22 protein-coding genes and 1 pseudogene are annotated in these 25,824 nt (G+C 73.6%); 9 read left to right on the forward strand and 14 right to left on the reverse strand.

Annotated elements, in window-relative coordinates:
• From ACYVO2_RS05975 to ACYVO2_RS05995, 5 genes are all read left to right on the forward strand, one after another.
• Nucleotides 1-2,032, forward strand: a 2,032-nt coding sequence (locus tag ACYVO2_RS05975; RefSeq protein WP_461006532.1) for a tetratricopeptide repeat protein, incomplete at its 5' end; no start/stop codon positions are given.
• Nucleotides 2,033-2,250: 218 nt separating this feature from the next.
• Entirely contained in the window at nucleotides 2,251-2,646 is a 396-nt protein-coding gene (locus ACYVO2_RS05980; protein ID WP_461006533.1) for an effector-associated constant component EACC1, read from the forward strand.
• A gap of 6 nt (nucleotides 2,647-2,652) precedes the next feature.
• Nucleotides 2,653-5,688: a caspase, EACC1-associated type gene (locus ACYVO2_RS05985; RefSeq protein WP_461006534.1), complete on the forward strand. Its 3,036-nt coding sequence runs from the start codon at nucleotides 2,653-2,655 to the stop codon at nucleotides 5,686-5,688.
• Nucleotides 5,689-5,996: 308 nt separating this feature from the next.
• Nucleotides 5,997-6,446 carry an RICIN domain-containing protein gene (locus tag ACYVO2_RS05990; protein WP_461006535.1) on the forward strand — a complete coding sequence of 150 codons (450 nt, stop codon included), beginning with the start codon at nucleotides 5,997-5,999 and terminating at the stop codon, nucleotides 6,444-6,446.
• 679 nt (nucleotides 6,447-7,125) lie between these two features.
• Nucleotides 7,126-7,509, forward strand: coding sequence for a VOC family protein (locus ACYVO2_RS05995; protein ID WP_461006536.1), 384 nt, complete (start codon nucleotides 7,126-7,128; stop codon nucleotides 7,507-7,509).
• Nucleotides 7,510-7,735: 226 nt separating this feature from the next.
• Here the strand turns inward: ACYVO2_RS05995 and ACYVO2_RS06000 are convergent.
• Nucleotides 7,736-8,086, reverse strand: a pseudogene (locus ACYVO2_RS06000) (NUDIX hydrolase); the annotation flags it as partial.
• 112 nt (nucleotides 8,087-8,198) lie between these two features.
• Nucleotides 8,199-9,182 (reverse strand): carbohydrate kinase family protein, encoded by a 984-nt coding sequence (locus ACYVO2_RS06005; protein ID WP_461006537.1) that lies wholly within the window; start codon nucleotides 9,180-9,182, stop codon nucleotides 8,199-8,201.
• A 376-nt stretch (nucleotides 9,183-9,558) separates the two neighbouring features.
• Here ACYVO2_RS06005 and ACYVO2_RS06010 point away from each other — a divergent pair, with 376 nt between their 5' ends.
• The gene (locus ACYVO2_RS06010; RefSeq protein WP_461006538.1) at nucleotides 9,559-10,590 is read left to right on the forward strand and encodes a LacI family DNA-binding transcriptional regulator; all 1,032 of its coding nucleotides are present in this window, start codon (nucleotides 9,559-9,561) and stop codon (nucleotides 10,588-10,590) included.
• 290 nt (nucleotides 10,591-10,880) lie between these two features.
• Nucleotides 10,881-11,972 (forward strand): LacI family DNA-binding transcriptional regulator, encoded by a 1,092-nt coding sequence (locus ACYVO2_RS06015; RefSeq protein WP_461006539.1) that lies wholly within the window; start codon nucleotides 10,881-10,883, stop codon nucleotides 11,970-11,972.
• On the opposite strand, the gene ACYVO2_RS06020 is transcribed toward ACYVO2_RS06015, so the two are convergent.
• The 4 genes from ACYVO2_RS06020 to ACYVO2_RS06035 are packed head-to-tail and all read right to left on the reverse strand — an operon-like array spanning nucleotide 11,935 to nucleotide 16,587.
• Nucleotides 11,935-13,362, reverse strand: a complete 1,428-nt coding sequence (locus ACYVO2_RS06020) for a glycoside hydrolase family 32 protein (protein ID WP_461006540.1) — start codon at nucleotides 13,360-13,362, stop codon at nucleotides 11,935-11,937. The genes ACYVO2_RS06015 and ACYVO2_RS06020 overlap by 38 nt on opposite strands.
• Nucleotides 13,359-14,183: a carbohydrate ABC transporter permease gene (locus tag ACYVO2_RS06025; RefSeq protein ID WP_461006731.1), complete on the reverse strand. Its 825-nt coding sequence runs from the start codon at nucleotides 14,181-14,183 to the stop codon at nucleotides 13,359-13,361. Before ACYVO2_RS06025 ends, ACYVO2_RS06020 begins: the two co-directional genes overlap by 4 nt.
• 41 nt (nucleotides 14,184-14,224) lie before the next feature.
• Nucleotides 14,225-15,181, reverse strand: a complete 957-nt coding sequence (locus ACYVO2_RS06030) for a carbohydrate ABC transporter permease (protein ID WP_461006541.1) — start codon at nucleotides 15,179-15,181, stop codon at nucleotides 14,225-14,227.
• Nucleotides 15,178-16,587, reverse strand: coding sequence for an extracellular solute-binding protein (locus tag ACYVO2_RS06035; RefSeq protein ID WP_461006542.1), 1,410 nt, complete (start codon nucleotides 16,585-16,587; stop codon nucleotides 15,178-15,180). Before ACYVO2_RS06035 ends, ACYVO2_RS06030 begins: the two co-directional genes overlap by 4 nt.
• A 253-nt stretch (nucleotides 16,588-16,840) precedes the next feature.
• Here ACYVO2_RS06035 and ACYVO2_RS06040 point away from each other — a divergent pair, with 253 nt between their 5' ends.
• Complete coding sequence (locus tag ACYVO2_RS06040) at nucleotides 16,841-18,370, forward strand: glycoside hydrolase family 32 protein (RefSeq protein ID WP_461006732.1); 1,530 nt, start codon at nucleotides 16,841-16,843, stop codon at nucleotides 18,368-18,370.
• Nucleotides 18,371-18,573: 203 nt separating this feature from the next.
• On the opposite strand, the gene ACYVO2_RS06045 is transcribed toward ACYVO2_RS06040, so the two are convergent.
• Nucleotides 18,574-19,149 carry a TetR/AcrR family transcriptional regulator gene (locus ACYVO2_RS06045; protein WP_461006543.1) on the reverse strand — a complete coding sequence of 192 codons (576 nt, stop codon included), beginning with the start codon at nucleotides 19,147-19,149 and terminating at the stop codon, nucleotides 18,574-18,576.
• Between the two features lie 102 nt (nucleotides 19,150-19,251).
• On the opposite strand from ACYVO2_RS06045, the gene ACYVO2_RS06050 reads away from it, so the two are divergent.
• Nucleotides 19,252-20,103 (forward strand): SDR family oxidoreductase, encoded by an 852-nt coding sequence (locus ACYVO2_RS06050; protein ID WP_461006544.1) that lies wholly within the window; start codon nucleotides 19,252-19,254, stop codon nucleotides 20,101-20,103.
• Nucleotides 20,104-20,126: 23 nt separating this feature from the next.
• Here ACYVO2_RS06050 and ACYVO2_RS06055 read toward each other — a convergent pair whose 3' ends face one another.
• The 7 genes from ACYVO2_RS06055 to ACYVO2_RS06085 all read right to left on the reverse strand — a co-directional run bounded on the left by ACYVO2_RS06055 (nucleotide 20,127) and on the right by ACYVO2_RS06085 (nucleotide 25,740).
• Entirely contained in the window at nucleotides 20,127-20,501 is a 375-nt protein-coding gene (locus ACYVO2_RS06055; RefSeq protein WP_461006545.1) for a hypothetical protein, read from the reverse strand.
• 64 nt (nucleotides 20,502-20,565) lie between these two features.
• Nucleotides 20,566-21,159, reverse strand: coding sequence for a SigE family RNA polymerase sigma factor (locus ACYVO2_RS06060; RefSeq protein WP_461006546.1), 594 nt, complete (start codon nucleotides 21,157-21,159; stop codon nucleotides 20,566-20,568).
• Nucleotides 21,160-21,410: 251 nt separating this feature from the next.
• Entirely contained in the window at nucleotides 21,411-21,776 is a 366-nt protein-coding gene (locus ACYVO2_RS06065; RefSeq protein ID WP_461006547.1) for a hypothetical protein, read from the reverse strand.
• A 255-nt stretch (nucleotides 21,777-22,031) separates the two neighbouring features.
• Nucleotides 22,032-22,640, reverse strand: a complete 609-nt coding sequence (locus tag ACYVO2_RS06070) for a response regulator transcription factor (protein WP_461006548.1) — start codon at nucleotides 22,638-22,640, stop codon at nucleotides 22,032-22,034.
• Nucleotides 22,637-23,911 carry a sensor histidine kinase gene (locus ACYVO2_RS06075; RefSeq protein WP_461006549.1) on the reverse strand — a complete coding sequence of 425 codons (1,275 nt, stop codon included), beginning with the start codon at nucleotides 23,909-23,911 and terminating at the stop codon, nucleotides 22,637-22,639. Before ACYVO2_RS06075 ends, ACYVO2_RS06070 begins: the two co-directional genes overlap by 4 nt.
• A 24-nt stretch (nucleotides 23,912-23,935) precedes the next feature.
• On the reverse strand, nucleotides 23,936-24,766 hold the full coding sequence (locus tag ACYVO2_RS06080; RefSeq protein WP_461006550.1) for an ABC transporter permease: 831 nt from the start codon (nucleotides 24,764-24,766) through the stop codon (nucleotides 23,936-23,938).
• Nucleotides 24,763-25,740 carry an ABC transporter ATP-binding protein gene (locus ACYVO2_RS06085; protein WP_461006551.1) on the reverse strand — a complete coding sequence of 326 codons (978 nt, stop codon included), beginning with the start codon at nucleotides 25,738-25,740 and terminating at the stop codon, nucleotides 24,763-24,765. Before ACYVO2_RS06085 ends, ACYVO2_RS06080 begins: the two co-directional genes overlap by 4 nt.
• Nucleotides 25,741-25,824: the final 84 nt, after the last annotated feature.

The following is a 25,824-nucleotide window of genomic DNA, read 5'->3' on the forward strand; positions in this document are numbered from 1 at the left end:
CACCCTGCCGGAACACCGCGTCCTCACCCCCACCGTCGGCACCGAACTGCCCGCGGCGGTGGAGACCATCGAACGCAGCGGTGTGTCCTGTGTGGTGTGGCTGGACGATGTGGAGAAGTACCTCGGCCCCGGGGCTTTGGAGCCGGGGTTGCTGGCGGAGCTGGTGCGGCTGCGGGTGCCGGTGCTGGCCACGATGCGAGCGCGGCAGTGGGAGGCGTTCACCCGGCCTGAGGCCGACCGGGCCGCCGAGACGGGGGACCCGGCCCGGTACCTGGCCGCCGACCTCGGCGCGAAGGTCCTCAACCAGGTCCAGCCGATCGAGCTCGACCGCGTCTGGAGCAGCGCCGAGTTGGGGCGGGCCGGGGAGTGCGAGGATGAGCGGATCGTGGACGCCACCGTCCACCACGGCTCCCACGGGATCGCCGAGTACCTCGCCGCCGGGCCCGCGCTGCTGACCCAGTGGCACCGTGCTTGGGGTGCCGGCCACCCCCGCGGTGCCGCCTTGGTCGCCGCCGCCGTCGACCTGGCCCGCACCGGGCTGCGCGGCCCGTACAGCACCGAGGTCCTCGTCGGGCTCCACGGCCGCTACCTGAGGGAAAAGGGTGGCGCCCGGCTGCGTCCCGAACCGGTGGAGGGCGCGCTGGAGTGGGCGGCGCGGGTGCGGTACGGCGCCACCGGCCTGCTCAACCCCGCGGACACCGGCGGGGATCCCGACGGGCCGCAGGCAGGAGCGTGGCAGGCGTTCGACTACCTCGTCGACCACACCACCGGCCCCGTACCCGAGGCGGCCTGGCACACCGCACTCGACCACACCACCGACAGCAGCACGCGGTTCGTCATCGGCCTGCACGCCTACCAGCACCGCGCCATGGACATCGCCGAGACCGCCTGGCGCACCGCGGCCGACGCCGGGCACCTCGACGCCGCCTTCATCCTCGGGAATCTGCTCCAGGAGACCGGGCGGCCGGCGGAAGCCGAGACCGCCTGGCGCACCGCGGCCCACGCCGGACACCTCGACGCCGCTTTCAACCTCGGTCTCCTGCTCCACGAGGCCGGGCGGCTGGAGGAGGCCGAAACCCTCTACCGCACCGCGGCCGATGCCGGACACGCCAAAGCCGCCTACAACCTCGGTCTGCTGCTCCACAGGACCGGACGGCCGGCGGAAGCCGAAACCCTCTACCGCACCGCGGCCGACACGGGGAACCCCGACGCCGCGACCAACCTCGGCCTCCTGCTCCAGGAGACCGGACGGCAGGAGGAAGCCGAGACCACTTGGCGCACCGCGGCCGACACCGGAAACCTCGACGCCGCCTTCAACCTGGGCCTCCTGTTCCACCGGACCGGGCGGGTGGAGGAAGCCGAAGCCGCGTGGCGCACCGCGGCCGACGCCGGTCACATCAAAGCCGCCCACAACCTCGGCCTCCTGCTCCACGAGACCGGACGGCAGGAGGAAGCCGAGACCGCCTGGCGCACCGCGGCCGACGCCGGACACCTCGACGCCGCCTACAACCTCGGCCTGCTGCTCCACAGGACCGGACGCCGGGAGGAAGCCGAAACTCCCTGGCGCACCGCGGCCGAGGCGGGACACACCGCGGCCGCCCACAACCTCGGCGTCGTGCTCCATCAGACCGGGCGGCTGGACGAAGCCGAAACCCTCTACCGCGCCGCGGCCGACACCGGGCACCCCGACGCCGCCTACAACCTCGGCCTCCTGTTCCACAAGACCGGGCGGCGGGAGGAAGCCGAAACCGCTTGGCGCACCGCGGCCGACGCCGGACACACCAAGGCCGCCCACAACCTCGGTCTCCTGCTCCACCTGACCGGGCGGCTGGACGAAGCCGAAACCCTCTACCGCGCCGCGGCCGGGGCCGGAGACCTCGACGCCGCCTACAACCTCGGGATCCTGCTCGGCGGGATGGGGCGGGTGGGGGAGGCCGTGGTGGTGCTGGAGGGTGCGGCGCGGGCCGGGCACGAGGTGGCAGCGCGGATGTTGGAGCGCCTGGGCGGGTCGGCCGGGGGTGGTGGCGCGTAGGGCGGGGGTGGTCGGGCTGCCCGGCGTTGTGGGCCGCTGCACAGCACCGGAACCGCCCGAGGACCCTTTGTCGTGCTGACTCGTTAACCGGGCGTGGGTTTTCCGCTACGGTCGGCAGTGCTGTGGACGATTCGGTGGCTGACCGCAGGGTGACGGCAGAGGGCCGAGACGGCCTGACGCGGGTTGTGGGGGCGTGGGTGGATGTGACGGTCGCGGTCATGGGGGCAGGGGCGGCGGATGAGCTGCGTTCCCTGCATGGGTGGCTGGTCGCGGAGGAGGAGTTGCGGGGCCGGGTGCGGCTGGTGCAGTCGGCGCCACCGCCCGGCGCCCTCGGCTCGGTGCCGGAGACGCTGGCGGTCGTGCTGGCCCCGGGTGGGGCGTCGGCGGTGCTGGCGAGCGCTGTCATCGCCTGGATGCGGCACCGCACAGGTGAGGTGGTGTGCAAGCTGACCCGGCCGGACGGGTCCAGCGTGGAGGTCTCGGCCCAGCGGGTGCGCGGCACGGACGTGGCACAGGTGCGGGAGCTGGTCTCCGAGCTGGCCGAGACACTGGTCGACGACCCCGGGGCTGCCGCGGACGACGGAGCCGGTGCGGGCGCAGCACCCGGTCAGTAGATCCCGATGACGAGGTTGAGCGCGCCGGGGACGCGGGTGCTGCTGATCGGCACCGGCGCCCACAGCGCGGCCTCCGGCCTGCCGCCGGTTCCGGCGGTGATGGGCACCTTGGCCGACCTCGGGCAGGTGCTGGTCGAGCGGTGCGGGCTGGCGCAGGAGAACCTGCGCGTGGTGCGCGACCCGGCGAACCCGACGGAGCTGGGGATCGCGATCGCGCAGGAGGCTGAGCACGCCGAGGACGTGCTGTGGGTCTACTACGTGGGGCACGGGCTGGTCGGCCCCGCCGGCGACCTGTATCTGGCCACGGCCGCCACCGATCCGCGCCCGGGCTGGGTGGCCTACACCGCGCTGGCCTACACGGCGGTCCGCGGCTCCCTGCTGCAAACCGCGGCTCGGTCCATCGTCGTTGTGCTCGACTGCTGTTTCTCCGGGCGGGCTGTGGGGGTGCTGGGCGCCGCCGAAGAGCAGGAGGTGGACTTGGCCCGGGTCCACGGCGGGTACGTGCTGGCCGCCGCGGCCCGGGACGAGCTGGCCCTGGCCACGCCCGGAGCCCCGCACACCGCGTTCACCGGCGAGTTGATCCGTCTGCTCACCGAAGGCGATCCGGAAGGCCCGCAGCATCTGACGCTGGGCCACGCGTACCGGTACCTGAACCGGACGCTGCCCGCGCGGGGCTTCCCGCGCCCCCGCCGCCGCGCCAGCGAGTGGATCGAGGACCTGGTGCTGGGTCCGAACCCCGCCTACCGGCCGCCACCGCCGGCGCCCGCACCGACGCCGGCCCCGCGCGACGCGCTGCCGCACACCTGCCCCTACCCGGGCCTGGCCGCGTTCGGCCCGGGCCAGATGCAGTGGTTCTTCGGCCGGGAACGGTTGATCAACGAGCTGGCCGAAAGGCTGGCCGGGTGCATGGACGCGATCGTCCCGCTGTTCATGGTGGGGCCCTCCGGGGCCGGGAAGTCCTCTCTGCTGGGCGCGGGCCTGCTGTCCGCCCTGGGCAAGGGCGCGGTGCCGGTGCCCGGCTCCCAGACATGGCCGCACCTGCTGTTCACCCCGACCGAGCACCCGTTGCGGGAACTGGCCGACCGCCTGGCGGGGCTGACCGGCGGGCCGGGGGCGGCACTGCGCGAGGAACTGGCCGACGACCCGCGCCGGCTCGCCGCCGCCATCCGCGAGATGCTGCGGGCCCGAGCCGGCCGAGCGGCGATCACCGGGACGCGGCTGGTGCTGGTGGTGGACCAGTTCGAGGAGACCTTCACCCAGTGCGCCGACGCGCACGAGCGCCAAGTGTTCATCCGCGCCCTGTGCGCCGCCGCCGACGGCGACGGCGGTGAACCCCCGGCGCTGGTGGTCCTGGGCCTGCGATCGGATTTCCACGACCACTGCGCCACCTTTCCCGAACTGCGGTCCGCCCTGCACAGCACTCCCCTGTTCGTCGGACCGATGACCGCCCCCGAGTTGCGCGAGGCCATCGCGAAGCCCGCCCAACTCACCGGCTCGGCGCTGCAACCTGGACTGATCGAGGTCCTGCTGCGCGATCTGGGTGCCGACCGCGCCGGACAGGACCACGACCCGGGGGCGCTGCCGCTGCTCGCCCACGCCCTGCGCGCCACCTGGCAGCACCGCGAGGACCGTACGCTGACCGTGGCGGGCTATCTGGCGGCGGGCAGTGTCCGGGGCGCGGTCGCCACCACCGCCGAGGCGGCCTACAGCCGGTTCGACGCCACCGGACAGCAGGTGGCCCGGTTGCTGATGCTGCGTTTGGTGCACGTCGGAGAGGGCACCCAGGACACCCGTCGCCGGATCGGCCGCACCCGCCTGTTCCACGGCCTGCCGGACCCGGACATCGCGGCCACGGTCCTGGAAGCCCTGGCCCGCGCCCGGCTGGTCACCCTCCAGGCCGACACCGTAGAGATCACCCATGAGGCACTCCTGCACGCCTGGCCACGGCTTCGCGAGTGGATCGACACCGAACGGTCCGCGCTGCACATCCACCAACAGCTCGCCCATGCCGCCGACGCCTGGGAACGGGCAGGCCGCGATCCCGCCCGGCTCTACCGCGGCGCCCGCCTGGGTCTCACCCGAGACTGGGCCACCGACCCCGCCCACCACACCGACACCACCCCCGTGGAACGTGAGTTCCTGCACGCCAGCGCTCAAGCCGTGCGGCGGCGGCGGAAGCTGTTGGGGTTGCCCGCGGTCGCACTGTGCCTGCTGCTCCTGTTCAACGTCACCCAGGCGGCATACGACCGCTGGCGCGGCGGCACCGACCCGCTCAGCGGCTCGGCGACCTACCAGGAGGCGAGGAAGCGCGGCTACCTGGCCGTCGGGGTCCAGGCCGACCAGCCCGGAATGAGCGTCCTGGACTCCGCCAGGGACTCCTACCGGGGCTTCGAGGCGGACCTCGCCCGACACCTCGCCTCAGACCTCGGCTTCGAACGCACGCGGTTCATCCCCGTGTCTTCGCACAGCCGGGAGCTCCACTTGAAGAGAGGCAACGTGGACCTCATTGTCGCCGGCTACGGCATCACCGCGGCCCGGCAGAGGCAGGTCGACTTCGCCGGACCGTACCTGCTGGCCGGGCAGAGCTTCCTGCTGCGCCGCGACGGACCGGGGGGCGACGGTCCGGAGGACCTGGACGGCCGGATGGTCTGCACGGTGCGGGATTCCAGCTCCGAGCTCCTGCTGCGCGAGCAGTACCCGCGGGTCGACGTCACTTTGCGCAGAAGCCACCGGGAGTGTGTGAGCGACCTGGCCGACAACGCCGTGGAGGCGGTGTCCGGGGACGATGTCATCCTCGCCGGGCTCTCCTACCGGCACCGGGACCGGTTGCGCCTGCTCGATGCCCGGTTCGGCAGGGAGGCGTACGGGGTCGCGACAGCGCGCGGTGACGTGGCGCTCCGGCAGGCGGTGTGCGACTCGCTACAGCACTACGCCGGCAGCGGAGCATGGCGACGCTCCTACGACAAACACCTGGCGCCCCTGGGACTCCCTGCCTCACAGGCCCCGAAATTGGTCACCTGCGACGACGCGCCACGGGGTTGAAGCGCTGATCCGAGGCGGCGGTCCAGGTCCGCGGGGAAGGCGAGGACATGGCGGTCGCCTTGGCCCAATGTGCTCTGGCGGGGTTGCCCAACCGCCTGGGAGACTGCGACGTCGCCTTCGATGCGACGGCGTACAGCAGTGGCGAGCACGGACGCGTGTCCTGGGACGGCCGCACATTTCGCGCCGGGCCCTGGACGTGGTCGTGCCGTATGAGGGGACCTCGTGTTCTCCCGCGAGGCCCGGAGCAGCGCCGCCGTGAGCAGCACGCGAGGACCCCATCTCATCCGAGACAAGCAGGAGGTTCAGTCATGCGGTTACGAACGACCCTACTGGCCACCGTGGGCGTGGCGTGCGCCCTGGTGGGAACGTTGTCCAGCCCGGCCTCCGCTGCCTCGCAGACGCGGAACGTGAACGTGGCGACGGGCAGGTGCCTGGACAGCAACGGCGCCGGTGACGTCTACACCCTGGGCTGCAACGGCGGCAACTACCAGCTCTGGTCGGTGCAGTACGACCACACCGGGGGCGCAGAGGTCAGGAACGTGGCCACGGGCAGGTGCCTGGACAGCAACGGCGCCGGTGACGTCTACACGCTGGGCTGCAACGGCGGCAACTACCAGCGCTGGAGGGCACAGGTATCGGGCACCAACATCGTGGTGTGGCGGAACCTGGCCACGGGCAGGTGCCTGGACAGCAACACGGGCGGTGAGGTCTACACCCTGGGCTGCAACGGCGGCAATTACCAGCGCTGGGGACTGTGACCCTCGGGCAGGGCGCCGCCCTGCCCTGGCGTCGGCCCGGCCCGAGCCCGGGGCGACGCGCATCCCAGCCACGTGCCCCGGGACGGCACACCTGGCCTCGCGCTCGCACGAGGCGGGCTGTCCGGGGTCGATGACGACGGAGAAGCGCTCCTGACCGGGAACGAGAGGCTTCCGGTGCGCAGCCGGGTGTCCCGAGCCGCCGGCGGCCATCGTGATGGCTCCACCCTTGCCGGTCCTCGAAGCAGACGGGCAGGTGCCCGGGTAGGCGGCCCGGACCCAGCAGGGGCGGCAGCGGCACCGCCTTCTTCCCCGGCGGTCTTCTTCCCACCGACCTTCCCGTGGGCGGGATGGGCGGTCGGGTCGGTGGGCGGCTGCTGGTCGCAGTCCGGATCGTCGCAGCCCGGAGCGGCGAGCGCGGCGGGTGGGTTCGGCGTTGTCCGGTGGTGCCGGAGCGTCGGTGGGCGCCTCCCCGGGTGGGGACGCGCCGCCCCCGGGGACGGCGAGTTTCCGCACCGTCGGGCTGGTGAGTTCGGCGGGTTGTGGTGACTTCCCGCCGGAGGGCGGTGAGTGCGCGGTGCCTCGCTCGCGATCGAATGCCGCCGAGCGCCTGCCGCCGGGTACGCGGAGAACACGCGCGCATCGGTGGCGTTCGGCGTGGAGATCGGGAAGGATCGCGCGCATGGTTTCGGTAGTGCAGAACGTGGCGATCGACTGTGCGGATGCGTACGAGCTGGCCCGGTTTTGGAGCGGTGTGACCGGCCGTCCCATGCATCCGGAGGACAGGCCGGGTGACCGGGAGACTCAGGTGCCGCTGGCGGAGGGCCCGGTCCTGTACTTCAACCAGGTGCCCGAGACCAAGACGATCAAGAATCGGATCCACCTGTGTCTGCGCCCCGAGACCACGCGCGAGCAGGAGGTGGACCGGCTCCTGGGCCTCGGCGCCACCTTTGTCGCCGATCACCGGAATGCCGATGGTTCGGGCTGGGTGATCCTCGCTGATCCCGAAGGCAACGAGTTCTGCGTGCTGCGCAGCGAGTCCGAACGAGCCGCCGCCGATTCCTGACCCCCCACGCCCCACGCCCCGCCGTCCTGGCTGTCGGGAGAGGGCCGGGCGCGACAAGGCGGGCCGGGCTCCCGGGTCGGCCGATCGGGATGGTGACGGCGCCTCAGTGCTGGATCAGGCCGCCGACCGGGACGTGAGCGACGTGGCCGGTCGCCGGAAGCGTGCGGGCCAGTGCGAGGCCGATGTCGACCAGCGATGACCGGCGCAGTCCGGCGACGTCGGGAAGCGGAGTCCAGACCGACTCGGCGACTCCGCCGCCCGGCTCCGGCCGGAGTCGGCCGCCGGTGATGCGGACCTGATAAAAGATGCCGACATTCTGGTGGTCCGATCCACCGGGGACGGCACGTTCGGCCGCGGGGATCACCCTGGAGTCCACGCCCAGCAGGCGTTCGACCACCGCGTCGCAGCCGGTCTCCTCGGCGACCTCCCTGATCACCGCGTCGAACGGATCCTCCCCGTGCTCCACCCCACCGCCCGGAAGCGACCAGTTGCTCTCGCCCTCCGGCGACACGTGACGGGCGAGCAGCACCCGCCCGCCCTCGACGCACACGGCGTATGCCGCCAACCGGAAACTCATCCCCCGCACCTCCCCTCGAACCCTACCCGCCGCCCCGACGAGGAGCGCTTCCACGGTCTGTCTCGACGCCGGGCCGAGCGGCGCCCGGGCGGCGGCAGCCGTCCGGGAGGGATCAGCGGGCGGGGTCCGCCTCCCGCCGGGGGCCGGTGGTCGCGAGTGGCGCCAACTGGTGCTGCCACGGCGGATTCGGCCCGGCGACCGAGCAGGTCAGGGCCGCGACCCGGGTGCCGAACCGGCAGGCTTCGGCGACGTCGTCGAGACGGATGTCCGCCAGCCGGCCGCCGAGCAGCCCGCGGGCGCCGAGCCGGTGCAGCAGGCCGGCGGTGAAGGAGTCTCCCGCGCCGACCGTGTCCACGACCTCCACCGCCACCGCCGGCACGTGCACCCGTTCGCCGTCGAGTGAGGCCAGGACACCGTCGGTGCCCTGCGTGATCACGACCAGCCGCGCCCCGGCGGCGTGCCAGATGTCGCACGCCCGCTCGGGCGGCGTGTCCGGCAGGAGCAGACGCAGGTCCTCCAGGCTCAGCCGGAGCACGTCGGCGAGGCCGCACCAGTCCGCCAGCCGGGCACGGTAGACCTCGGGGCGCACCAGCAGCGGCCGGACATTGGGGTCGATGCTGACAGTGGCGTGAGGGGCGGCCGCGGCCAGGAACTCCTCCACCACCGCCGCGCCGGGCTCGCGGACCAAGGCCAACGACCCGGTGTGCACACAGGCGGTGGCGGAGAGGTCCACTCGGGCCAGTTCCGCCGCGGTCCACTGCCAGTCGGCCGTGTTCTGCGCGTGGAAGGAGAACGACGCCTGGCCCTGGTCGTCCAACTCCGCCACGGCCAGCGTGCTGGGCTCCGCGGCCGCGGCGGCGTACGACAGGTCCACCCCGGACCCCTCCAGGCGCGCCCGGAAGAGGCGGCCGAACACATCACCGGACAGACGTGCCAGGAAGCGGGCCGGGGTGCCCAGCCGCGCCAGGGCCACGGCCGTGTTGGCGGGCCCGCCGCCCGGCAGCACCCGCAGGGCGAGTTCGCTCGCGTCGTCGGCCGGTTCGGCGAACGCGTCCGCGACGCACTCTCCCAGGACGGTGATCTCGCGTGGGCTCATGGGCTGCTCTCCTCTGCGGACGGCAGATCGGGCTTGTCGCCACACCACCGGCTGTCGCTCGGTTTGGGAGCGGCAGCCTCTCGGGCGGTGCCGATCTGCGACGGGTGTGAGGCGTCGGTGTCGCCGGGATGCGGAGTCCATCATCCTTGCCAGGCAGTGTCAACGATGACACATGTCATCGTTGACAGTTCGGCGGGGTGGTACCTGGATGCCGAGCGCACCCGCTCACCGTGGACGCGGTCGGGGATACTGTCGTGGCGGACCTGGGGCGGCGAAGGCCGCGAGGGTCCGGGCCGGATGACGCGGGGCCGACGGCACCCACCGGTTCCGGCCGAGACCGCGGCCCGAACCGACGAGCACGGGAGAGCGTTTCCCCATGGCAGCGAACCGCCGCCCGACCCTGGCAGACGTCGCCCGGGAAGTGGGCGTCAGCGCCAAGACGGTCTCCCGCGTCCTCAACGAGGACGGGCCCGCCTCCGCCCGGACCAGGGAGCGGGTTCTCACCGCCGTGGCGAAGCTCGGCTTCCAGCCGAACCTCATGGCGCGCAACATCCGCGTCGGCGGGCCCGACACCACCGTCGGGCTGGTCGTCCCGGATCTCGGCAACCCCTTCTTCGGAGCCGTGGCCGGTGGCATCGAGGACACCGTCCGCGACCGCGGCCTGACCCTGCTCATGGGGTCCTCCGGGGAAGACCCCGACCGCGAACGCGCGCTGACGGAGAAGTTCCTGGCCCGTCGCGTCAGCGTGCTGATGCTCGTGCCGTCCGTCGGCGCCGACCACTCCCACCTCAAGCCCCACCGCGCCGCGGGCCTGCCCGTCGTCTTCATCGACCGCCCCGCGACCGGCCTGACCACGGACTGCGTCGTCAGCTCCAACCGCGCGGGCGCCCACGACGGCGTCGCCCATCTGATCGCCCACGGCCACCGGCGCATCGGGTTCGTCGGCGACCTGCCCCTCGGCCTCCACACCCGCCGCGAACGCCTGAAGGGGTACCGGTCGGCCCTGGCGGAGGCGGGCCTCGCCCACGACCGGTCCCTGGTCGCCGACGCCCACGACCGGAGCGCCGCCGGGACCGCGACCTCCCGGTTGCTCGGCCTGCCGGATCCCCCCACGGCGCTGTTCGCCGGCAACAACACGGTCGCCCTGGGCGTGATCGCCGAGCTCTCCCGCAGCGGGCGGAAGGACGTCGCCCTCGTCGCCTTCGACGACGTCCCGCTCGCCGAGGTGCTCGAGCCCGCCCTGACCGTCGTCGCCCAGAACCCCGAGGAGATCGGCAGAGCGGCAGCGGTCGCGGCGCTGGCCCGCCTGGACGGTGACCGCTCCCGCGCCCGCGTCGTCACCGTCCCCACCCGGCTGATCGTCCGGGGCTCGGGCGAGCGCTCCGCCGCCGCCCTCCGGGTCACCTGACCTTCCACGGGCCGCGTCGGCGGGTGCGGCGGCCGGGTGAGCGCGGGTGGCGTGCGCCGCCCCGGGGAGCCGGGGACGCGGGTGCGGACGTGCCGGCGGGGTACGGGCGGGCGGAGGCGCCGCGGACCCTCCCCCGCCCCCTGCTCGGGAGCGTCTTCCCGGCCGTCCTTCCTGACACCGGTTGGGCCCCTTAGGCTGGGCGGGCGGGGCGCGCGGCAGGGACGCGCCGCCCCGGGACGCGGATGGAATGGGGCGCGACGCCGCCCCGGACGGACGAGGACTTCGACGCCATGGAGAGGCAGGACGGCACCGATCGAACCGTGCCGCCGCGACACGGTGCGACGGGCCGCCGCCCCACGTCCCGGGACGTGGCGCAACTGGCGGGTGTGTCGCACACGGCGGTCTCGTTCGTCTTCAACGGCCGGGCCAAGGGGAACCTGTCCGAGCGGACCCAGGAGCGGATCCGGGCGGCGGCGGAGCAACTGGGGTACCGGCCCAACGCCGTCGCGCGCGGGCTGCGTCGCAGCCGGACGGCCGTCGTGGGGCTGATCACCGACGAGATCGCGTCATCGCCGTTCGCCGGCCGGCTGCTGCGCGGCGCCATGGAGACCGCGTGGAACCGGGACCACCTGGTGGTGACGGTCGATTCCGGCGGCGATCCGGAGAAGGAGGAGGCAGCCGTCACCGAGCTGCTGGACCGCCGGGTGGACGGCATCGTCTACGCCGCGATGTCGCTGCGCCCCGTGACCGTCCCCGACGGGCTGCGCCGCACCCGGACCGTGCTGGCCAACTGCCTGGCCGACGACGGCTCGCTGCCCGCGGTGATCCCCGCGGAACACGCCGGGGGGCACGCCGCGGCCCAGGTGCTGCTGGACGCCGGGCACCGCAGGATCGCCTCGGTGGGCGGGCTGGAGGCGGACGACATCGCCTCGGCGGAACGGCTGCGCGGCTTCCGGGAGGCGCTGGACGCCGCGGGGGTCGCCGTCGACGACGGCTGGATCGTCCGCGGCGGCGGCGAGATCTCCTCCGGCTACCAGGGGAGCCTGGCACTGCTGGCGGAGGTGCCCGCCGCCCGCCGCCCGACCGGCGTGGTCTGCTTCAACGACCGGGTGGCCGCGGGTGTCCTGCACGCCGCCGCCCGCCTGGGGCTGCGTGTCCCCGAGGAGCTGTCGGTCGTCGGCTACGACGACCAGGAGCACATGGCGGCCTTTCTCAGCCCGCCGCTGACCACCGTCGCGCTGCCGCACCGGGCGATGGGCGAGGCGGCCGTGCGGCTGCTGCTGGACGCGATCGACTCCGACACCGAGCCGCCCGTCACCGTGCACCGTCTGCGCTGCGACCTCGTCAGCCGAGGGTCGGTGGGACCAGCTCCCAACCCGTGACGCGGACTCCCGTGCCGCGCACGGTCAGCTCGGGGACGTCCCCCGGGCGCCGGTAGATCCGTTCGGTGGCGACGGCGGCGTCCCCGGCGAACAGCTCGAACAGCGAGCCGTCCACCAGCAGTTGGACGGTCAGCCCGCCCCCCGCCGTCCCGGGCCGGGTGGTGAGGGTGAGCGGGCCCGAGCCTCCGGGCCGCTCGCGGGGCCAGCCGGACCGGTCGAGCGTCACCGCCCCGGCCTCCGGGTCGAGGGTCAGCGTCACCCGCTTCCCGGCCGGTGCGCGCAGCACCTCCACCGTGGCGGGTCCGGTCGCGGTGACGACCAGCTCGTACGCGTCCGGGAGCGGGACCGGCGAGCCGTCGCCGGCCGTGAACGGCACCGGTGCGCGCAGCCGTTGCAGTTCGGGGGCCGGTGACACGGACAGGCCGCCGTCGGCCCGGACGTCCACCACCCGGGGAGCGGTCAGCACCCCGGCCCAGCCGGCCCGGTCCACCTCCTCCTGGCCGCGGGCCTCCCAGGACCAGCCCCACAGCAGGACCCGGCCGGCCCCGTCCCGCTGGAGCACGGCCGGGGCGTAGAAGTCCCGGCCCTGGTCGAGGCGGCCTCCGCCGCGGGGTTCGAACCGGGGAGCGGGGTCGCCGGGGCCGGCCGCGCGCAGGGTGCCGGTGAGCCGGGCGGTGGTCAGCGGCTGCCCGTTCCACAGGGACAGCACCAGCACCCAGCGGCCGTCGCCGGCCTCGAAGAGCTGGGGGCACTCCCAGCCGGTGGCCTCCTCGCCCAGCGCCTCGGCGGCGCGGGGGTGGTGGCCGTCCAGCAGGAGACCGGCGAACCGCCAGGAGCGCAGGTCGTCGCAGGCGTACAGCAGGACGGAGGGGGTGCCGTCGGCGTGGCCCGCGCCGACCGCGGCCCAGCGGTGGCCGCCGTGGTGGAAGACGAACGGGTCGCGGAACATGGTGACGTCCAGGCCGGGCGGCGGTGCCGTCACCACCGGCGCGGGCTCCGGCCCCCACGCGGTGAGCATGTCGTCGCCCGGCACGGCGCGGGCCAGGCAGATGGTGCCCAGGCCGGTGTGGTTCCGGTCGATGCCGGTGTAGACGGCGGTCGGGACACCGTCGTCGTCGACCACGCAGCCGGACCAGCACCCGGCCTCGTCCGGACCGCCCGGGGTCGGGGTGAGGGCGATCGGGTGGTGGTCCCAGCGGACGAGGTCGGGGCTGGAGACGTGCCCCCAGTGGATGTTGCCGTGCTCGGGGGCGGCGGGGTTGTGCTGGTAGAAGAGGTGGTGGCGGCCGCGCCAGCGGAACGGCCCGTTGGGGTCGTTGATCCAGGCGGCGGGCGGTCGGACCCGGAAGCGCGGCGCGTGCGGGTCGTGGGACGAGGGCTGCTGGTTCAACGGTTGACTCCGGCGGAGGAGATGCCCTCGCGCAGAGGGCGCTGGCCGACCACGAAGACGAGCACGGCCGGGATCATGGAAAGGACGACACCGGCGAGCACCACGGAGATGGAGCCGGTGCCGAGGTTGCCCTGGAGCGAGACCAGACCGAGCGGCAGGGTGAAGTTCTCCGTGGAGACCTCCAGGATCAGCGGCCGGAAGAACTCGTTCCAGTGGTAGTTGAAGGCGAGCACGCCGACGATGGCCAGGCCCGGGGCGGCGAGGGGCGCGTAGACCGAGCGGAAGATCCGCCAGGGGCCGGCGCCGTCGAGCATGGCCGCCTCGCCGAGGTCGGCCGGCATGGCCAGGAAGTACTGCCGCATCAGGAAGGTGCCGAAAGCGGTGGGGAAGGCGGGGATGATCAGGCCGAGCAGGGTGTCGGTCAGGCTCATCTCCTTGAGCACCAGGAAGACGGGCACGATGGTGACCTGGAGCGGGACCATCATGGTGGCCAGGACCAGGCCGAACAGCGCCTTCTTGAAGCGGAAGTCCAGGCGGGCGAACGCGTAGCCGGCCAGTCCCGCCGTGACCATCTGGCCCACGGCGATCAGCCCGGTCACCAGGGTGGAGTTCAGGGCCAGCAGCCACACGTCGATCGTGTCGAACACCTGGCCGTACGCCGCGGTGGTGGGATCGGTCGGGATGATCTCCGGGGGCAGGTCGAAGGACTCGGCGGGGGGCCGCAGGGAGGTGGAGACCGTCCAGATGACCGGGCCCAGGGTCAGCAGGGCGCACACCGCGAGGCCGGTCACTCTGGCCCAGGGGGCGAGTCCGTGGCGCAGACGGCCGGGGGAGGGTATCGGGCTCAAGGGAATCACTCGGCTCACTGGTAGTGGACGAAGCGCCGGCTGAGCCGGAACTGGAGGGCGGTGACCGCCATGATCAGCACGAACAGCAGGACGCCGACCGCGGACGCCTCGCCGAAGCGCAACTGCTCGAACGCGGTCTGGTAGATGACCATCACCACGGTGCGCGTGGAGTCACCGGGGCCGCCGTCGGTGAGGATGTACGGCTGCTCGAACACCTGGAGGGCGTTGATGATGCCGACGACCGAGGCCACGAGCAGCGTCGGGGACAGCAGCGGGAGGGTGACGGAGAGGTGTTTGCGCAGTCCGGTGGCGCCGTCGAGCGACGCGGCCTCGTGGATCTCGCGGGGGATGTTGTTCAGTCCGCCGACGAACAGGAGGAACGAGAAGCCGAACTGCTGCCACACATAGGCCAGCACCACCGCGGCCATCGCCGAGTTCCCCGAGGTCAGCCAGGGCACCGGGGAGACACCGACCTGGCCGAGCAGCCAGTTCACCACTCCGAGGTCCTGGTTGAACAGGTACTTCATCACCACCGAGACGGAGGCGGCGGACAGGATCAGCGGGAAGAAGAACGCCGAGCGGAACATCGAGCGCAGCCAGCCCGGCATCCGGCCGTTGACCGCGAGCGCGAGGGCCAGGGCCAGCAGCAGTTGCAGGCCCACGGCGAGCACCATGAAGACCAGCGTGTTGCGGAAGGACACCAGCACCGTCCGGTCGGCGAACACCTCGCGGTAGTTGGCCGTCCCCGCGTAGCGCGGCGAGGTGATCACGTCCCAGTGGAAGAAGCTGAGGACCACGGAGCCCGCGATCGGCACCACGGTGAACACGGTGATGCCGATCACGGTGGGGGCCAGGAACAGCCATGCCATCACCCGGGACGCGCGCCGACGTCCTGGGTGGTGCCGCGGGGGCGGTCGCCGGGCGGCGGTGCTCGGGCTCGGGCGTTCCTCGGTGAGCCGGACGTTCGTCATCGCGTACGCTCCATGGCGTCCTCCAGGTCGTGTTGCAGCCGGCGCAGGGCCGGGCGGACGGCGCCCGGGTCGGCCAGGGCTGTTCCGGTGTGCTTCAGCAGGAGCTGTTCGACCTCGGCGGCCTGCGGGGGCGCCGGGATCGGGCCGGTGTCGGGGAAGCGGTCGAGGGTGTCGTAGAAGACCGGCCAGTTCGCGGGGCCTGTCTCGCGGTAGCGCGCGGCGTCGACCATCGACCGGCGCGCCGGGGTGGTCTCGTTGGTGCGGAACAGTTCGGCGAGGACTTCGCGCCGGGTGGTGTACTTGATGAACTCCCAGGCCGCGTCCTGCTTCTTCGAGGTGCGCAGCAGGGCGTAGCCCGCCGCGCCGTACTGGTGCCGCTGGGTGCGCCAGCGCGGGAAGTGCTGCACGTCGTAGGCGTCGGCGGACATGCCCGCGGTGTGCAGGCCGCCCGCCCAGAAGCCGCCCGCCGGGGTCACCCCGACCCGTCCGTTGGCGAACACCCCGACGAGGTTGGTGCCGCCGCCGCCCTCGGGCCGTGAGCACAGGCCGTCCCGGATCAGGGACGTCAGATAGTCGTAGACCTCCTCGACCCGGTCGTCGGTGGCCTGCGGATCGGTCCACCGGTACCCGCCGCCCCGGCCGCGCCGTTCCGCGGCGGGGTAGAAGGTGTCCCACAGCCACTCGCCGCCGGGTGCCTTGGACTCCGCGAGGATGTTGGTGCCGTTGGCGAACAGCCAGGGCACCACGCCGCCCCACAGCCGGTTCGTCCAGAAGTACGGGGTGAATCCGGAGCCGCCGGAGCGCTTCATGGCGCGCAGCAGCGCGGTGAAGTCGTCACGCGTCCAGTCGGGCGGCGGCATGGCGGCCCCGGCGCGCGCCACGACCCCGGTGTTGAGGTACATGTCGGCCGCGTTGAACTCCAGCGGCAGTTGGTACAGGCTCCCCTCGTACATCATCGACTCCACCAGGGAGGGGTGGACGTCGGCGAAGTACTCGCGCAGCTCCCGCGCGTCCCGCCGCACCCAGTCGTCCAGGGCCACGCCGAGCCGCCGCGCGAAGAGCTGCACCCCCTCGGTGGCCACATAGACCACGTCGGGCGCGGTCCCCGCGGCGATCAGCGTGAGGATCTTGGCGAAGAAGTCGGACCAGTCCGTCGCCTGCACGGGGAACAGGCGAACCTCGATCTCGGGGTGGAGGGCGCGGAATCCGCTGCTGAGGGCACGCTGCGCGGCGGGATCGACGGCGGTGCCGAGCGTGGCCACCACCAGCGCGTCGTCGCCCCGGTGGGGGATGTCGGCACCGGTGAGGCGGTCCCGGTTGGCGGCGGTTCCGGCCAGGGCGGCCGCTCCCGCGCCGTAGGCGCCGTACCGCAGCAGGGTGCGGCGGGTGAGCTGCGAGTCGGTCATGGGGCAAGCCCTAACTCGTATTAGGCGTGAGTGATCGGCCCACATCATGTGAATCGGGTCACGGGGCTGTCAAGCGCCGCGAACCCTTGACCTTTAACGAGTTAGGTCTACAGTCCTGCTTCACATGAGCCGTTCCCCACGAGAGGAATGTCACGGTATGAGCCGAACACGCGCATCAGCCGGAGGTGCGGACAGGCCCGAGGCGTCCGCGGCTCCGGGCAGCACGAGGCGCGCCGTGCTGACGGCGTCGGCCCTGGGCGCGGCGGCGGTGGCGGCGACCGCCACCCGGGCCGCCGCCGCCCCGGCGGTACCGGCCGCCGCGGACGGGGCCCCTCGCCGCGCCGCCGCGCGGGCCGCCGCCAGCTACCGGGCGGAGTACCACTTCACCGTCCCCGACCAGTGGAAGAACGACCCCCAGCGGCCGATCTGGCTCGACGGCGAGTACCACTACTACTACCTGTACAACCCCGACTACTTCGCGGGCAGCCCCCCGGGCACCGCCTGGCGCCGCGCCTCCACCACCGACCTGGTGGCCTTCCGCGACGGGGGCATCGCGGTGCCGAAGACCACCGCGATCGGCGACGTGTGGTCGGGATGCGCGGTGGTGGACACCGAGGGCACCGCGGGCTTCGGGCGCGGCGCCGTCGTGATCGTCGCCACCGCCGATCCCCGCACCGCCCAGGAGCAGTACCTGTTCCGCTCCACCGACGGCGGCCGGTCCTTCACCCCGTACGGAACGACCCCCGTGCTGCCCAACCCCGGTGTCGTCGACTTCCGCGACCCCAAGATCATCCGCGACGAGGAGCGCGGCCGCTGGGTGATGGCCCTGGCCGAGAAGAACAAGATCGGCTTCTATCACTCCGGCAACCTCAGGAGCTGGACCTACGTCGGCGGCTTCATCAAGGACGGCCTCGGCGTCTTCGAGTGCCCCGACCTGTTCCGCATCACCGCCGCCGACGGCACCACGCGGTGGGTGCTCGGGGCGAGCGCCGACGGCAGGGCCTCCGGGCGGCCCAACACCTACGCCTACTGGACCGGCGCGTTCGACGGCTCGACCTTCACCCCCGACGCGCCCGACCCCCAGTGGCTGGACCACGGCTTCGACTGGTACGCCGCCGTCACCTTCGACCGGCACCGACCGGACGGCACCGTCGACCCGACGCGCCGGTACGCCATCGCCTGGATGAACAACTGGGCCTATTCCGGCATCACCCCCACCATCGACGCCGACGGCTTCAACGGCACCGACTCAATCGTCCGCGAGATCACCCTCGAGCGCGACGCCGCCGGAACCCTCTACCTGGCCTCCCGCCCCGTCTCCGGGCTGGACGGGCACGTCTCCCGCACCGTGCGCCTCGGTGACCTGCGGGTGGACGGCAACCTCCTGCTCGGCTACCGCGGCACCGCATACGAGCTGACCACCGAGATCACCTGGGACCAGCTCACCGGCGCCGGCGTGCAGCTACGGCGCTCGGCGGACGGCGGGCGCCACATCGACGCGGGCGTCTGGGGCGACTACGCCTTCGTCAACCGCCGCGGCGTCGCCAACCCGGACCACAGCGGCGCCATGCAGGAGAGCAGAAGCCCCTTCGCCCCCTCGGCCCGCCGCGTCGCGATGCGCGTGCTGGTGGACCGCACCACGGTCGAGGTCTTCTTCGGCGACGGCCGCCACACGCACTCCATGCAGGCCTTCCCCAACCTGACCGACACCGGGCTCGCCCTGTTCACCAGCGGCGGTCCGGCCATCTTCAGGAACACCGTGATCAGGGAGTTCAGCGTCTGACCTCCGCGGTGCCGTGTCCGGCGGGCCCCGGCCGGACGGACACGGCACCGGACGGACACGGCACCGGACGGACACGGCACCGGACGGCCGCGCGGCGGTGCGGCGGTGCGGCGGTGCGGCGGTGCGGCCCGGGGACTCGGACTCGGGTCCGTAGCAGTGCCGGTCGGCGGTCGCGTACGCCCAGGGCGGACGGCGGCCCGGGGTCAGCTCGCGGTCGAGTCCTTGGTGAGCGCGTCCATGAGGAGGTCGACGAGCCGACGGGCCTGCTCCGCGGTGCCGTGCTGCACGGAGTAGGCGATGCCGCCCATGAGGAGGAGGACGTCGTCGGCAGTGACGTCGGCGCGCAGGCTGCCGTCCCGGGCGCCGGCCTCGAGCAGGGCGGCGACGGCGCCGGTGAGCAGTGCGCGGCTGTCGGCGTACGGGTCCACTCCGGAAGCGATGACCGTGTTGAGTGCCGCGGACATGCCGCGCTTGGCCGTGGCGTAGTGGAGGAAGTGCTCCATCCACATCCGGGTGGCCTCGGCGGCCCGGTGCCGGGCGAGGAGGTCGTCCGCCTTCTCGCAGACGCGGGTGAGTTGGCGCCGGTAGGCGGCGTCGATGAGGGCTTCCCGAGTCGGGAAGTGCCGGTAGAGCGTGCCGACACCGACGCCCGCCCGCTTGGCGATGGCGGCCGGCGCGGTGTCCAGCCCCTGCTCGGCGAAGACCTGCGCGGCGACCTCCAGCAGGCGCTCCCGATTGTGCAGCGCGTCGCTCCTGGTCCGGCGGGGGGTGGAGGGCATGCGGGTTCCTTCGGTGCCTGTCTCCGATTGCGTTCCGGAATCCGTTCCGCTTAACTCGTAACCGGAACAGATTCCGGTATCACTCTACTCCAGGGGACTCCCATGCCCACTCTCTGCGACAAGGCCGTGCGCCACTGGTTCGTCACCGGAGCCTCCGGCGGCCTGGGCCGCCGGATCACCGAGTGCGCGCTCCAGCGCGGTGACCGGGTCACGGCCACGGTCCGCCGTCCCGCCGCCCTGGACGAGCTGCGCGGGACGTACGGCGACCGGCTGACCGTCGAGACCCTCGATCTCACCCGGCCGGGCGACGTCGGCGAGGTGATCGGCAGGACCCTCCGGACCGAGCCGGTCGACATCGTGGTCAACAACGCCGGATACGCGGTCGTGGGCGCCGCGGAGGAGATGACCGACGAGCAGGTCCGCGACCAGATCGAGGTCCTCCTGCTCGCTCCGATGCTGATCACCAGGGCCTTCCTGAAGCCGATGCGCAAGCAGGGCGGAGGCCGGATCGTCCAGATCTCCAGCATGGGCGGCCAGATCGGCGTTCCCACCCACAGCGCCTACCACGCGGGCAAGTGGGGACTGGAGGGCTTCACCGAGAGTGTCAGCCGCGAAGTCCGCGACTTCGGCATTCACCTCACCCTGGTCGAACCCGGTGCCACCCGCACCGGGTTCTCGTCGGCCCTGCGCTACACCGCCGAGACGGCCGTCTACCGGGACGGCGCCGTCGGGCGGACACGGCGCCATCTGGAGACCGCCGACGACAGCGCCTTCACCGGCGACCCGGCCAAGCTCGCCGCCGCCATCCACGACACCACCCGCCACCCCGACCCGCCCCTGCGCCTCACCCTGGGGTCCGACGCCTACGACGCCATCCACACCGCCCTCACCGAACGCCTCACCGCGCTCGGGACCCAGAAGGACCTCGCGGCGTCCGTCGCCTTCACCCGGTGACCCGCGCCGAACCACCCACGAGCTCACGGACGCGCCCCCGCGGGGGAAGCCGGGTCGGGTGCTCCCGCGGTGGCGGCCCCGCCGGGGGGCGGCACCGGGACGGCGGGGGACGCCGGGGCCGGAGACGTGGGCGGGCTTGTCGAGTGCGAGGGGCTGACGGCGGGACGGACCGGGCTGTCCGAACCGCCGTCCGTGACGGCGAGCAGTACGCAGGCGGCAGCCGCGGCCAGGCCGAACAACGCGACGACGGTCCGGCGGGGAGCGGGGAAGGACCGCCCGGATCCGGTGGGAAGGGCGGCGGGCCGCAGGTGTTGCCGGTCGACGCCGCCGGCGCGGGCCTCCAGGGCCTCGCGCAGTCGTCGCTCGATCTCCTCGTGGCGGTTGCGGCCGCGGCTCATGGCCGGATCTCCGCGAGGCGCCGGCGGCGGGAGGAGCGGGAGCGCGGCTGAGAGGGGTGCTCGGTCATCGAGGTGTCTCCAGTTGTCTGCCGAGAGCGTCCAGGGCCCGGCTGGCGGTCGACTTGACCGCGCCGCGGGAGATTCCGAGGGTGTCGGCGATCTGGGCTTCGGTGAGGTCCGACCAGTAGCGCAGGACCAGGACCTCGCGCTGCCGGCGGGTCAGACGCCGCAACGCGTCGATCACTTCCCGATGGGTCTCGGCGAGGAGCACGCTCCTGTCGGCGGACGGGACATGGCGTTCACGCTCAGGGATGTGGGCGCGTGCCGTACGGCGCCGGCGCAGAACCGAGCGGGCCGCGTTGACCACACAGGTCCGCAAGTACGCCTCGGGGTCGTCCAGCTCCGCCAGCCGAGGGCCGTGGCGGCGCAGGAGCGCGACGAAGGCGTCCTGCACCACGTCCTCCGCCGTCGGGAGGTCGTCCACCAGAAGCAGTGCCAGCCGCACGAGCGCCAGCCGGCGATGGTGGTAGAGCTCACTGAAGCCGTGTTCGTCCCCGGCTGCCGCCGTGCCGGGGGACGCGGCTCGGAACAGCCTTCCCGCGCCGTCCTTCCGGCCGGCCGGTGAACGCGGCGCGAACCTGTCCCGTGTTCGGCGCATCGGATCCGCTCCGCCGCGGAACAAGCGGGGCACCGGCCTGCACAGGGTTCGCCACCAGGCGATCGACGCCGCGGCGGTGGGGATCGTCGCTGTTCTCACTTGTCTCCTGGGCGTCACAGTCCGGTCCGTCCGCCCGGGGCCCCCGGGCGGACGGACCGTGCCGCCGGGCCTGGGCCCCGCGGCGCGCATTCACGTGGTGCCTGCCGCCGAACGACCTGGTGTCGATCAGCGGGACGAAACGCCGCCGGGCCTCACCTCGCCGCAGCCGCGAACTGCACCGGCTGCGCCGGCTGCGCGTCCTCCGGGACGTCGGTCTCCGACCCCGGCACGTGCGGCTGCGCCGGCTTCGCGTCCCGCGGAACGTTCGTCTCCGAGCTCGGAGCGGGCGTTTCCGACCCGGGCACGTAGGGCTTGGCGTGCTTCCCGGTGGAGGTGGACGTCACCGGGGAGGCCGCCTTCGCCTTCTGCGCCTCGGCGGGAGCGTCCGCCGAGGCGGGCGCGGCGTGGGCCGTGAAGGCTCCGCCGAGGGCCAGCGCGGCGCCCACGACCGAGGCGCCCACGGCGGCGCGGACCCGGCTCGGACGGAGGCTGCGGGCGGCGGCGTGACGTACTGACATGTTCGGTCCTCGAATCATCGGTTGCTTCTGTCGGCTGACCGACCGTCAGGGGTGGCTTCCCCTGCGGCGGTCCCGTGCTGGAGGCGCCTCCACCCCGACAGACGTCCGAAGGTCCTCGGGGTTGCGGGTGCGACGGGACCGGCACGGGGATGATTCAGTGATCTGCGTCACTGGGAGCCGGGGCCGGGGCAGGGGCGAATCGGGCGACGGCGCGGGCCGAGACCCCGCCGCCCCTCGCCCGCGCGGCCCCGGAGCTCACAGCCAGCCGCGGTCCTGGGCCAGGCGGGCCGCCGCGTGGCGGTTCTCCGCGCCGAGTTTGGCCGTGGCCGCGGAGAGGTAGTTGCGGACGGTGCCCGGGGCGAGACAGGCGCGGGCGGCGATCTCCGCGACCGGGGCGCCGTCGGCGGCGAGGGCGAGCAGCTCCGCCTCACGGGCGGTGAGGGGGGACTCGCCGGCGCTGATGGCGTCCGCCGCGAGTTCGGGGTCGACGTAGCGGGTGCCCGCGTGGACCAGGCGGATGATCTCCGCGAGGCGCTGCGCGGAGACGGTCTTGGGGAGGAAGCCGCGCACGCCCGCCGCGAGCGCCTGCTTGAGGGCGGCCGGGCGGCCGTGGCTGGTGACGATCATGACAGCGCAGGCGGGCAGCAGCGTCCGCAGCTCCGCGGCGACGGAGAGGCCGTCGCGGACCGGCATCTGGAGGTCCACCACGGCGACGTCGGGGGTACGGGCCCGGGCCATGGCCAGCGCCTCGTCGCCGTCGGCGGCCTCGGCGACGACCTCCAGGTCGTCCTCGAGGGCGAGCAGCGCGGCCAGGGCGCCGCGGATGAGGTGCTCGTCGTCGGCGAGCAGCACACGCAGGGTCATCGTTCCTCCTCGCGGGGGACGGACGCGGTGAGGACGAACGTGCCGTCCCGCGCGTGGGTGGTGAGGGTGCCGCCGAGGGCGGCGAGGCGCTCGCGCAGCCCGGTGAGCCCCGTGCCGCCGCCCGGTCCTGTGCCGCCGGTCCGCGGCCCGGGAGGGCGGGCTCCGTTGTTGGCGACGGTGAGCACGGCCCGCCGCGCCGCCACCCGCAGGCGGATCTCGCAGCTCGCGGCGTCGGCGTGGCGCAGCACGTTGGTGGTCGCCTCGCGGACCACCCAGCCCAGCGCCGCCTGCGCCGAAGGGGAGAGGGAGGCGGCGGTGTCGCCGCCCGGGCCGGGGGTGTCGATGGCGCAGTCGATGCCGGCGGCCTCCAGCACACCGCGCGCGCCGGAGAGTTCCGCGGCGAGGTCCGCCTCGCGGTAGCCCCGGACGACGGCGCGGATCTCGGCCTGCGCCTCCCGGGCGATGCGCTGCACCTCCTCCATCTGGCCGGCCGCCGCGTCCGTGGCCCCGCGCCGCGCCAGCCGGGCGGCCAGCTCGCTCTGGAGGGCCATGACGGACAGGTTGCGGCCCATGACGTCGTGGAGGTCGCGGGCGAAGCGGAGCCGCTCCTCGGCCACGGCGAGCCGCGCGCGGGTGTCGTGGGCGTCCTGCAACTCCCACATGATCTGTATCGACCAGCCGGACAGACGGCTGACGAACACCGCGACGCAGGCGAACGTGAACGCGCACCAGGCGTTCACCCACACCACGACCGCGGGCAGCCCGGCCGCCGCGGTCGCGGCCGTGGCCACCGCGACGGCCGCCGCCACGACACCGGCGATCCTGCGTGCCGGGAGGGCCCGTACGGTCAGCACCGCCACCGGGAGCATCGTGCAGCCGACGGCGAAGACGAACCCGGTCGCGTCGTCCCCGGACGGGGCTCGGTACTGCTCGTGGAGCACCAGCGCCAGGACCACGGCGGCCGTCGCGGTCACCGCGGCCATGAGGGCGGTGGGCCGGGCACGGCGGCCCACCGCCCAGTGCAGCGCCTGTGACGCCGCCCGTCCCCCGAGCAGGCCGTACGCGACGAGCAGGAGCACCGTCGCGGCGTCGGCCGACGGCGCGCGCGGCCCGTCCGTGAGGGAGGCAGCGGCTTCCGAGCAGGACGCCAGGGTGTAGGCGTAGAAGCACCAGTGGGTGACCAGTTCCATCCGGGCGGCGCCGGACCGGCCGGCCCACCACCGGAACCAGCGGCGTGGCGCCGCCGCCTTCCGCGGCGTACGGTCCGGCATGGTGTCTCTCGCTCCCGTGCGTCCCTAGCCGCGCGGCTCCCACCGGAACCGGCGCCGCACGATCACCACCGACAGTACCGTCCAGGCCAACGCCGTCCCCAAGGCACGGAGCGCCTCGGCCGCCCCCATGCCGCCGACCCAGCCGCCGCGGACCAGGTCCACCACCGGAGTGAGCGGCAGCAGGCGCAGCACCTCGGCGAGGCCGTCGGGGAACACCTCGAGCGGTACCCCGACGCCCGAGCCGACGAACGCGACGAGGATCAGCGGCAGCGCCGTCACCTGCGCGCTCTCCACCGTCCGGGTGGCCGCCGCGGTCGCCGCGGCCAGCGCCGCCGCCAGGACCGTGCCCAGGGCCACCCCGGCCAGCATCAGGTCCGGCCGCTGCGGCAGCCGGACGCTCCACAGGGCGGCGCCGAGCACCACCAGCAGCACGATCTGGACCAGGGCGATCACCACCGCGGGCAGCGCGGTGGCGCCGAGGATCTCGGCGTCCCGCACCTCGCCGGTGCGCAGCCGCTTCAGGACCAGCTCCTCGCGTCGGCTCACGTACGCGGCGACCAGCGTGGTGTACACGACCAGGGTCAGCACCATCACGATGCCGCCGGTCAGCAGCAGCTCGCCGGTGCCGAGCCCGGTCTTCGCGGGGGCGTCCGACCGGTCGAGCGAGGACTTCATGGAGCCGATCATCACCGGCGGCATCACCAGGGCGGTGAACAGCGCGGTGCGGTTGCGCGCCAGCAGCGTCACCTCGGCCCGGGCGAGGGCGGCCGTCCGCCCCGCCGCGGTGGTGCGCCGCGGTCCGGGTGCCGTGCGCGGCGTGTCCGCCGTCGTGCTCGTCGTGCTCGTCGTGCTCATCGGGTCGCCACCTCCGCCGCCTCGTGCGCCGCCGCGCCGTCGTGTGCGGCGCCCGGGTCGTGCTCCCGGCCGCCGGCGATCGCCAGGAAGGCCTCCTCCAGCGAGGCCGTACGGGCGTCCAGCTCACCGAGCCGTACGCCGTGCTCGCGCGCCCACAGCAGCAGACGCGTGAGCGTGCCCTGGAGGTCGTGTGTGGTGATCCGCACGTCGCGCCCGTCGCCGCGCGCGCCCAGCTCGGCGGGGAGCCGCCACCGCCCGGTGCCCTCGGGGAGGCGGAAGCCGATGCGCGAGGGACGCCGCGTCGTGACCTCCCGCGGGGTGCCCGCGGCGGCGATCCGCCCCTTGTGCATGATGGCCAGCCGGTCCGCCAGCTCTTCGGCCTCCTCCAGGTAGTGCGTCGTGAGGAGGACGGTCGTGCCCTGCTCCAGCAGGCCGCGGACGACCTGCCAGGTCGCCCGGCGGGCCTCGGCGTCCATGCCGGTGGTGGGCTCGTCCAGGAACAGCACCCGCGGCCGGCCCAGCACCGCGAGCGCCAGGTCCAGCCGCCGGCGCTCGCCGCCGGACAACTGCTTGACCCGCACCCCGGCGCGCTCCGCCAGGCCCACCGTCTCCAGCGCCTCCCGCACCGGCCGGGCCGCGCTGGTGCAGCCCGCCCACATCCGTGCGGTCTCCTCCGCGGTCAGGTCGGAGGGGAAGCCGCCCTCCTGAAGCATGATCCCGATGCACGGCCGCACGGCGCCGCGCTCGGTGTACGGGTCCCGGCCCAGCACGCGCACGGTGCCACGGGTGGCCGGGGCCAGGCCCTCAAGCACCTCGAGCGTGGAGGTCTTGCCCGCGCCGTTGGTGCCCAGGAGGGCGAACAGCTCGCCCTCCCGGACTTCCAGGTCCACCCCCCGCACGGCGTCGAAGCCGCCCTCCCCGGACGGACCGTACCTGCGCCACAGGCCGCTCACGCTGACAACGGTGTTCGTCATGCCCCCAGCATTCCGGCGCCCGGGGCCGGTCGGGCGTGCGGACTGTCATGACCTGACATGACATCTGTCATGGGAACGGTCAAC

It is taken from the genome of Streptomyces capparidis (assembly GCF_054782095.1).

Bases quoted from the DNA above. Each gene is read 5' to 3' on its own strand.
- ACYVO2_RS05980 (WP_461006533.1), top strand. From the start codon at position 2,251: ATGGGGGCAGGGGCGGCGGATGAGCTGCGTTCCCTGCATGGGTGGCTG.
- ACYVO2_RS05985 (WP_461006534.1), top strand. From the start codon at position 2,653: ATGACGAGGTTGAGCGCGCCGGGGACGCGGGTGCTGCTGATCGGCACC.
- ACYVO2_RS05990 (WP_461006535.1), top strand. From the start codon at position 5,997: ATGCGGTTACGAACGACCCTACTGGCCACCGTGGGCGTGGCGTGCGCC.
- ACYVO2_RS05995 (WP_461006536.1), top strand. From the start codon at position 7,126: ATGGTTTCGGTAGTGCAGAACGTGGCGATCGACTGTGCGGATGCGTAC.
- ACYVO2_RS06005 (WP_461006537.1), bottom strand. From the start codon at position 9,182: ATGAGCCCACGCGAGATCACCGTCCTGGGAGAGTGCGTCGCGGACGCG.
- ACYVO2_RS06010 (WP_461006538.1), top strand. From the start codon at position 9,559: ATGGCAGCGAACCGCCGCCCGACCCTGGCAGACGTCGCCCGGGAAGTG.
- ACYVO2_RS06015 (WP_461006539.1), top strand. From the start codon at position 10,881: ATGGAGAGGCAGGACGGCACCGATCGAACCGTGCCGCCGCGACACGGT.
- ACYVO2_RS06030 (WP_461006541.1), bottom strand. From the start codon at position 15,181: ATGACGAACGTCCGGCTCACCGAGGAACGCCCGAGCCCGAGCACCGCC.
- ACYVO2_RS06035 (WP_461006542.1), bottom strand. From the start codon at position 16,587: ATGACCGACTCGCAGCTCACCCGCCGCACCCTGCTGCGGTACGGCGCC.
- ACYVO2_RS06045 (WP_461006543.1), bottom strand. From the start codon at position 19,149: ATGCCCTCCACCCCCCGCCGGACCAGGAGCGACGCGCTGCACAATCGG.
- ACYVO2_RS06050 (WP_461006544.1), top strand. From the start codon at position 19,252: ATGCCCACTCTCTGCGACAAGGCCGTGCGCCACTGGTTCGTCACCGGA.
- ACYVO2_RS06055 (WP_461006545.1), bottom strand. From the start codon at position 20,501: ATGAGCCGCGGCCGCAACCGCCACGAGGAGATCGAGCGACGACTGCGC.
- ACYVO2_RS06060 (WP_461006546.1), bottom strand. From the start codon at position 21,159: ATGCGCCGAACACGGGACAGGTTCGCGCCGCGTTCACCGGCCGGCCGG.
- ACYVO2_RS06065 (WP_461006547.1), bottom strand. From the start codon at position 21,776: ATGTCAGTACGTCACGCCGCCGCCCGCAGCCTCCGTCCGAGCCGGGTC.
- ACYVO2_RS06070 (WP_461006548.1), bottom strand. From the start codon at position 22,640: ATGACCCTGCGTGTGCTGCTCGCCGACGACGAGCACCTCATCCGCGGC.
- ACYVO2_RS06075 (WP_461006549.1), bottom strand. From the start codon at position 23,911: ATGCCGGACCGTACGCCGCGGAAGGCGGCGGCGCCACGCCGCTGGTTC.
- ACYVO2_RS06080 (WP_461006550.1), bottom strand. From the start codon at position 24,766: ATGAGCACGACGAGCACGACGAGCACGACGGCGGACACGCCGCGCACG.
- ACYVO2_RS06085 (WP_461006551.1), bottom strand. From the start codon at position 25,740: ATGACGAACACCGTTGTCAGCGTGAGCGGCCTGTGGCGCAGGTACGGT.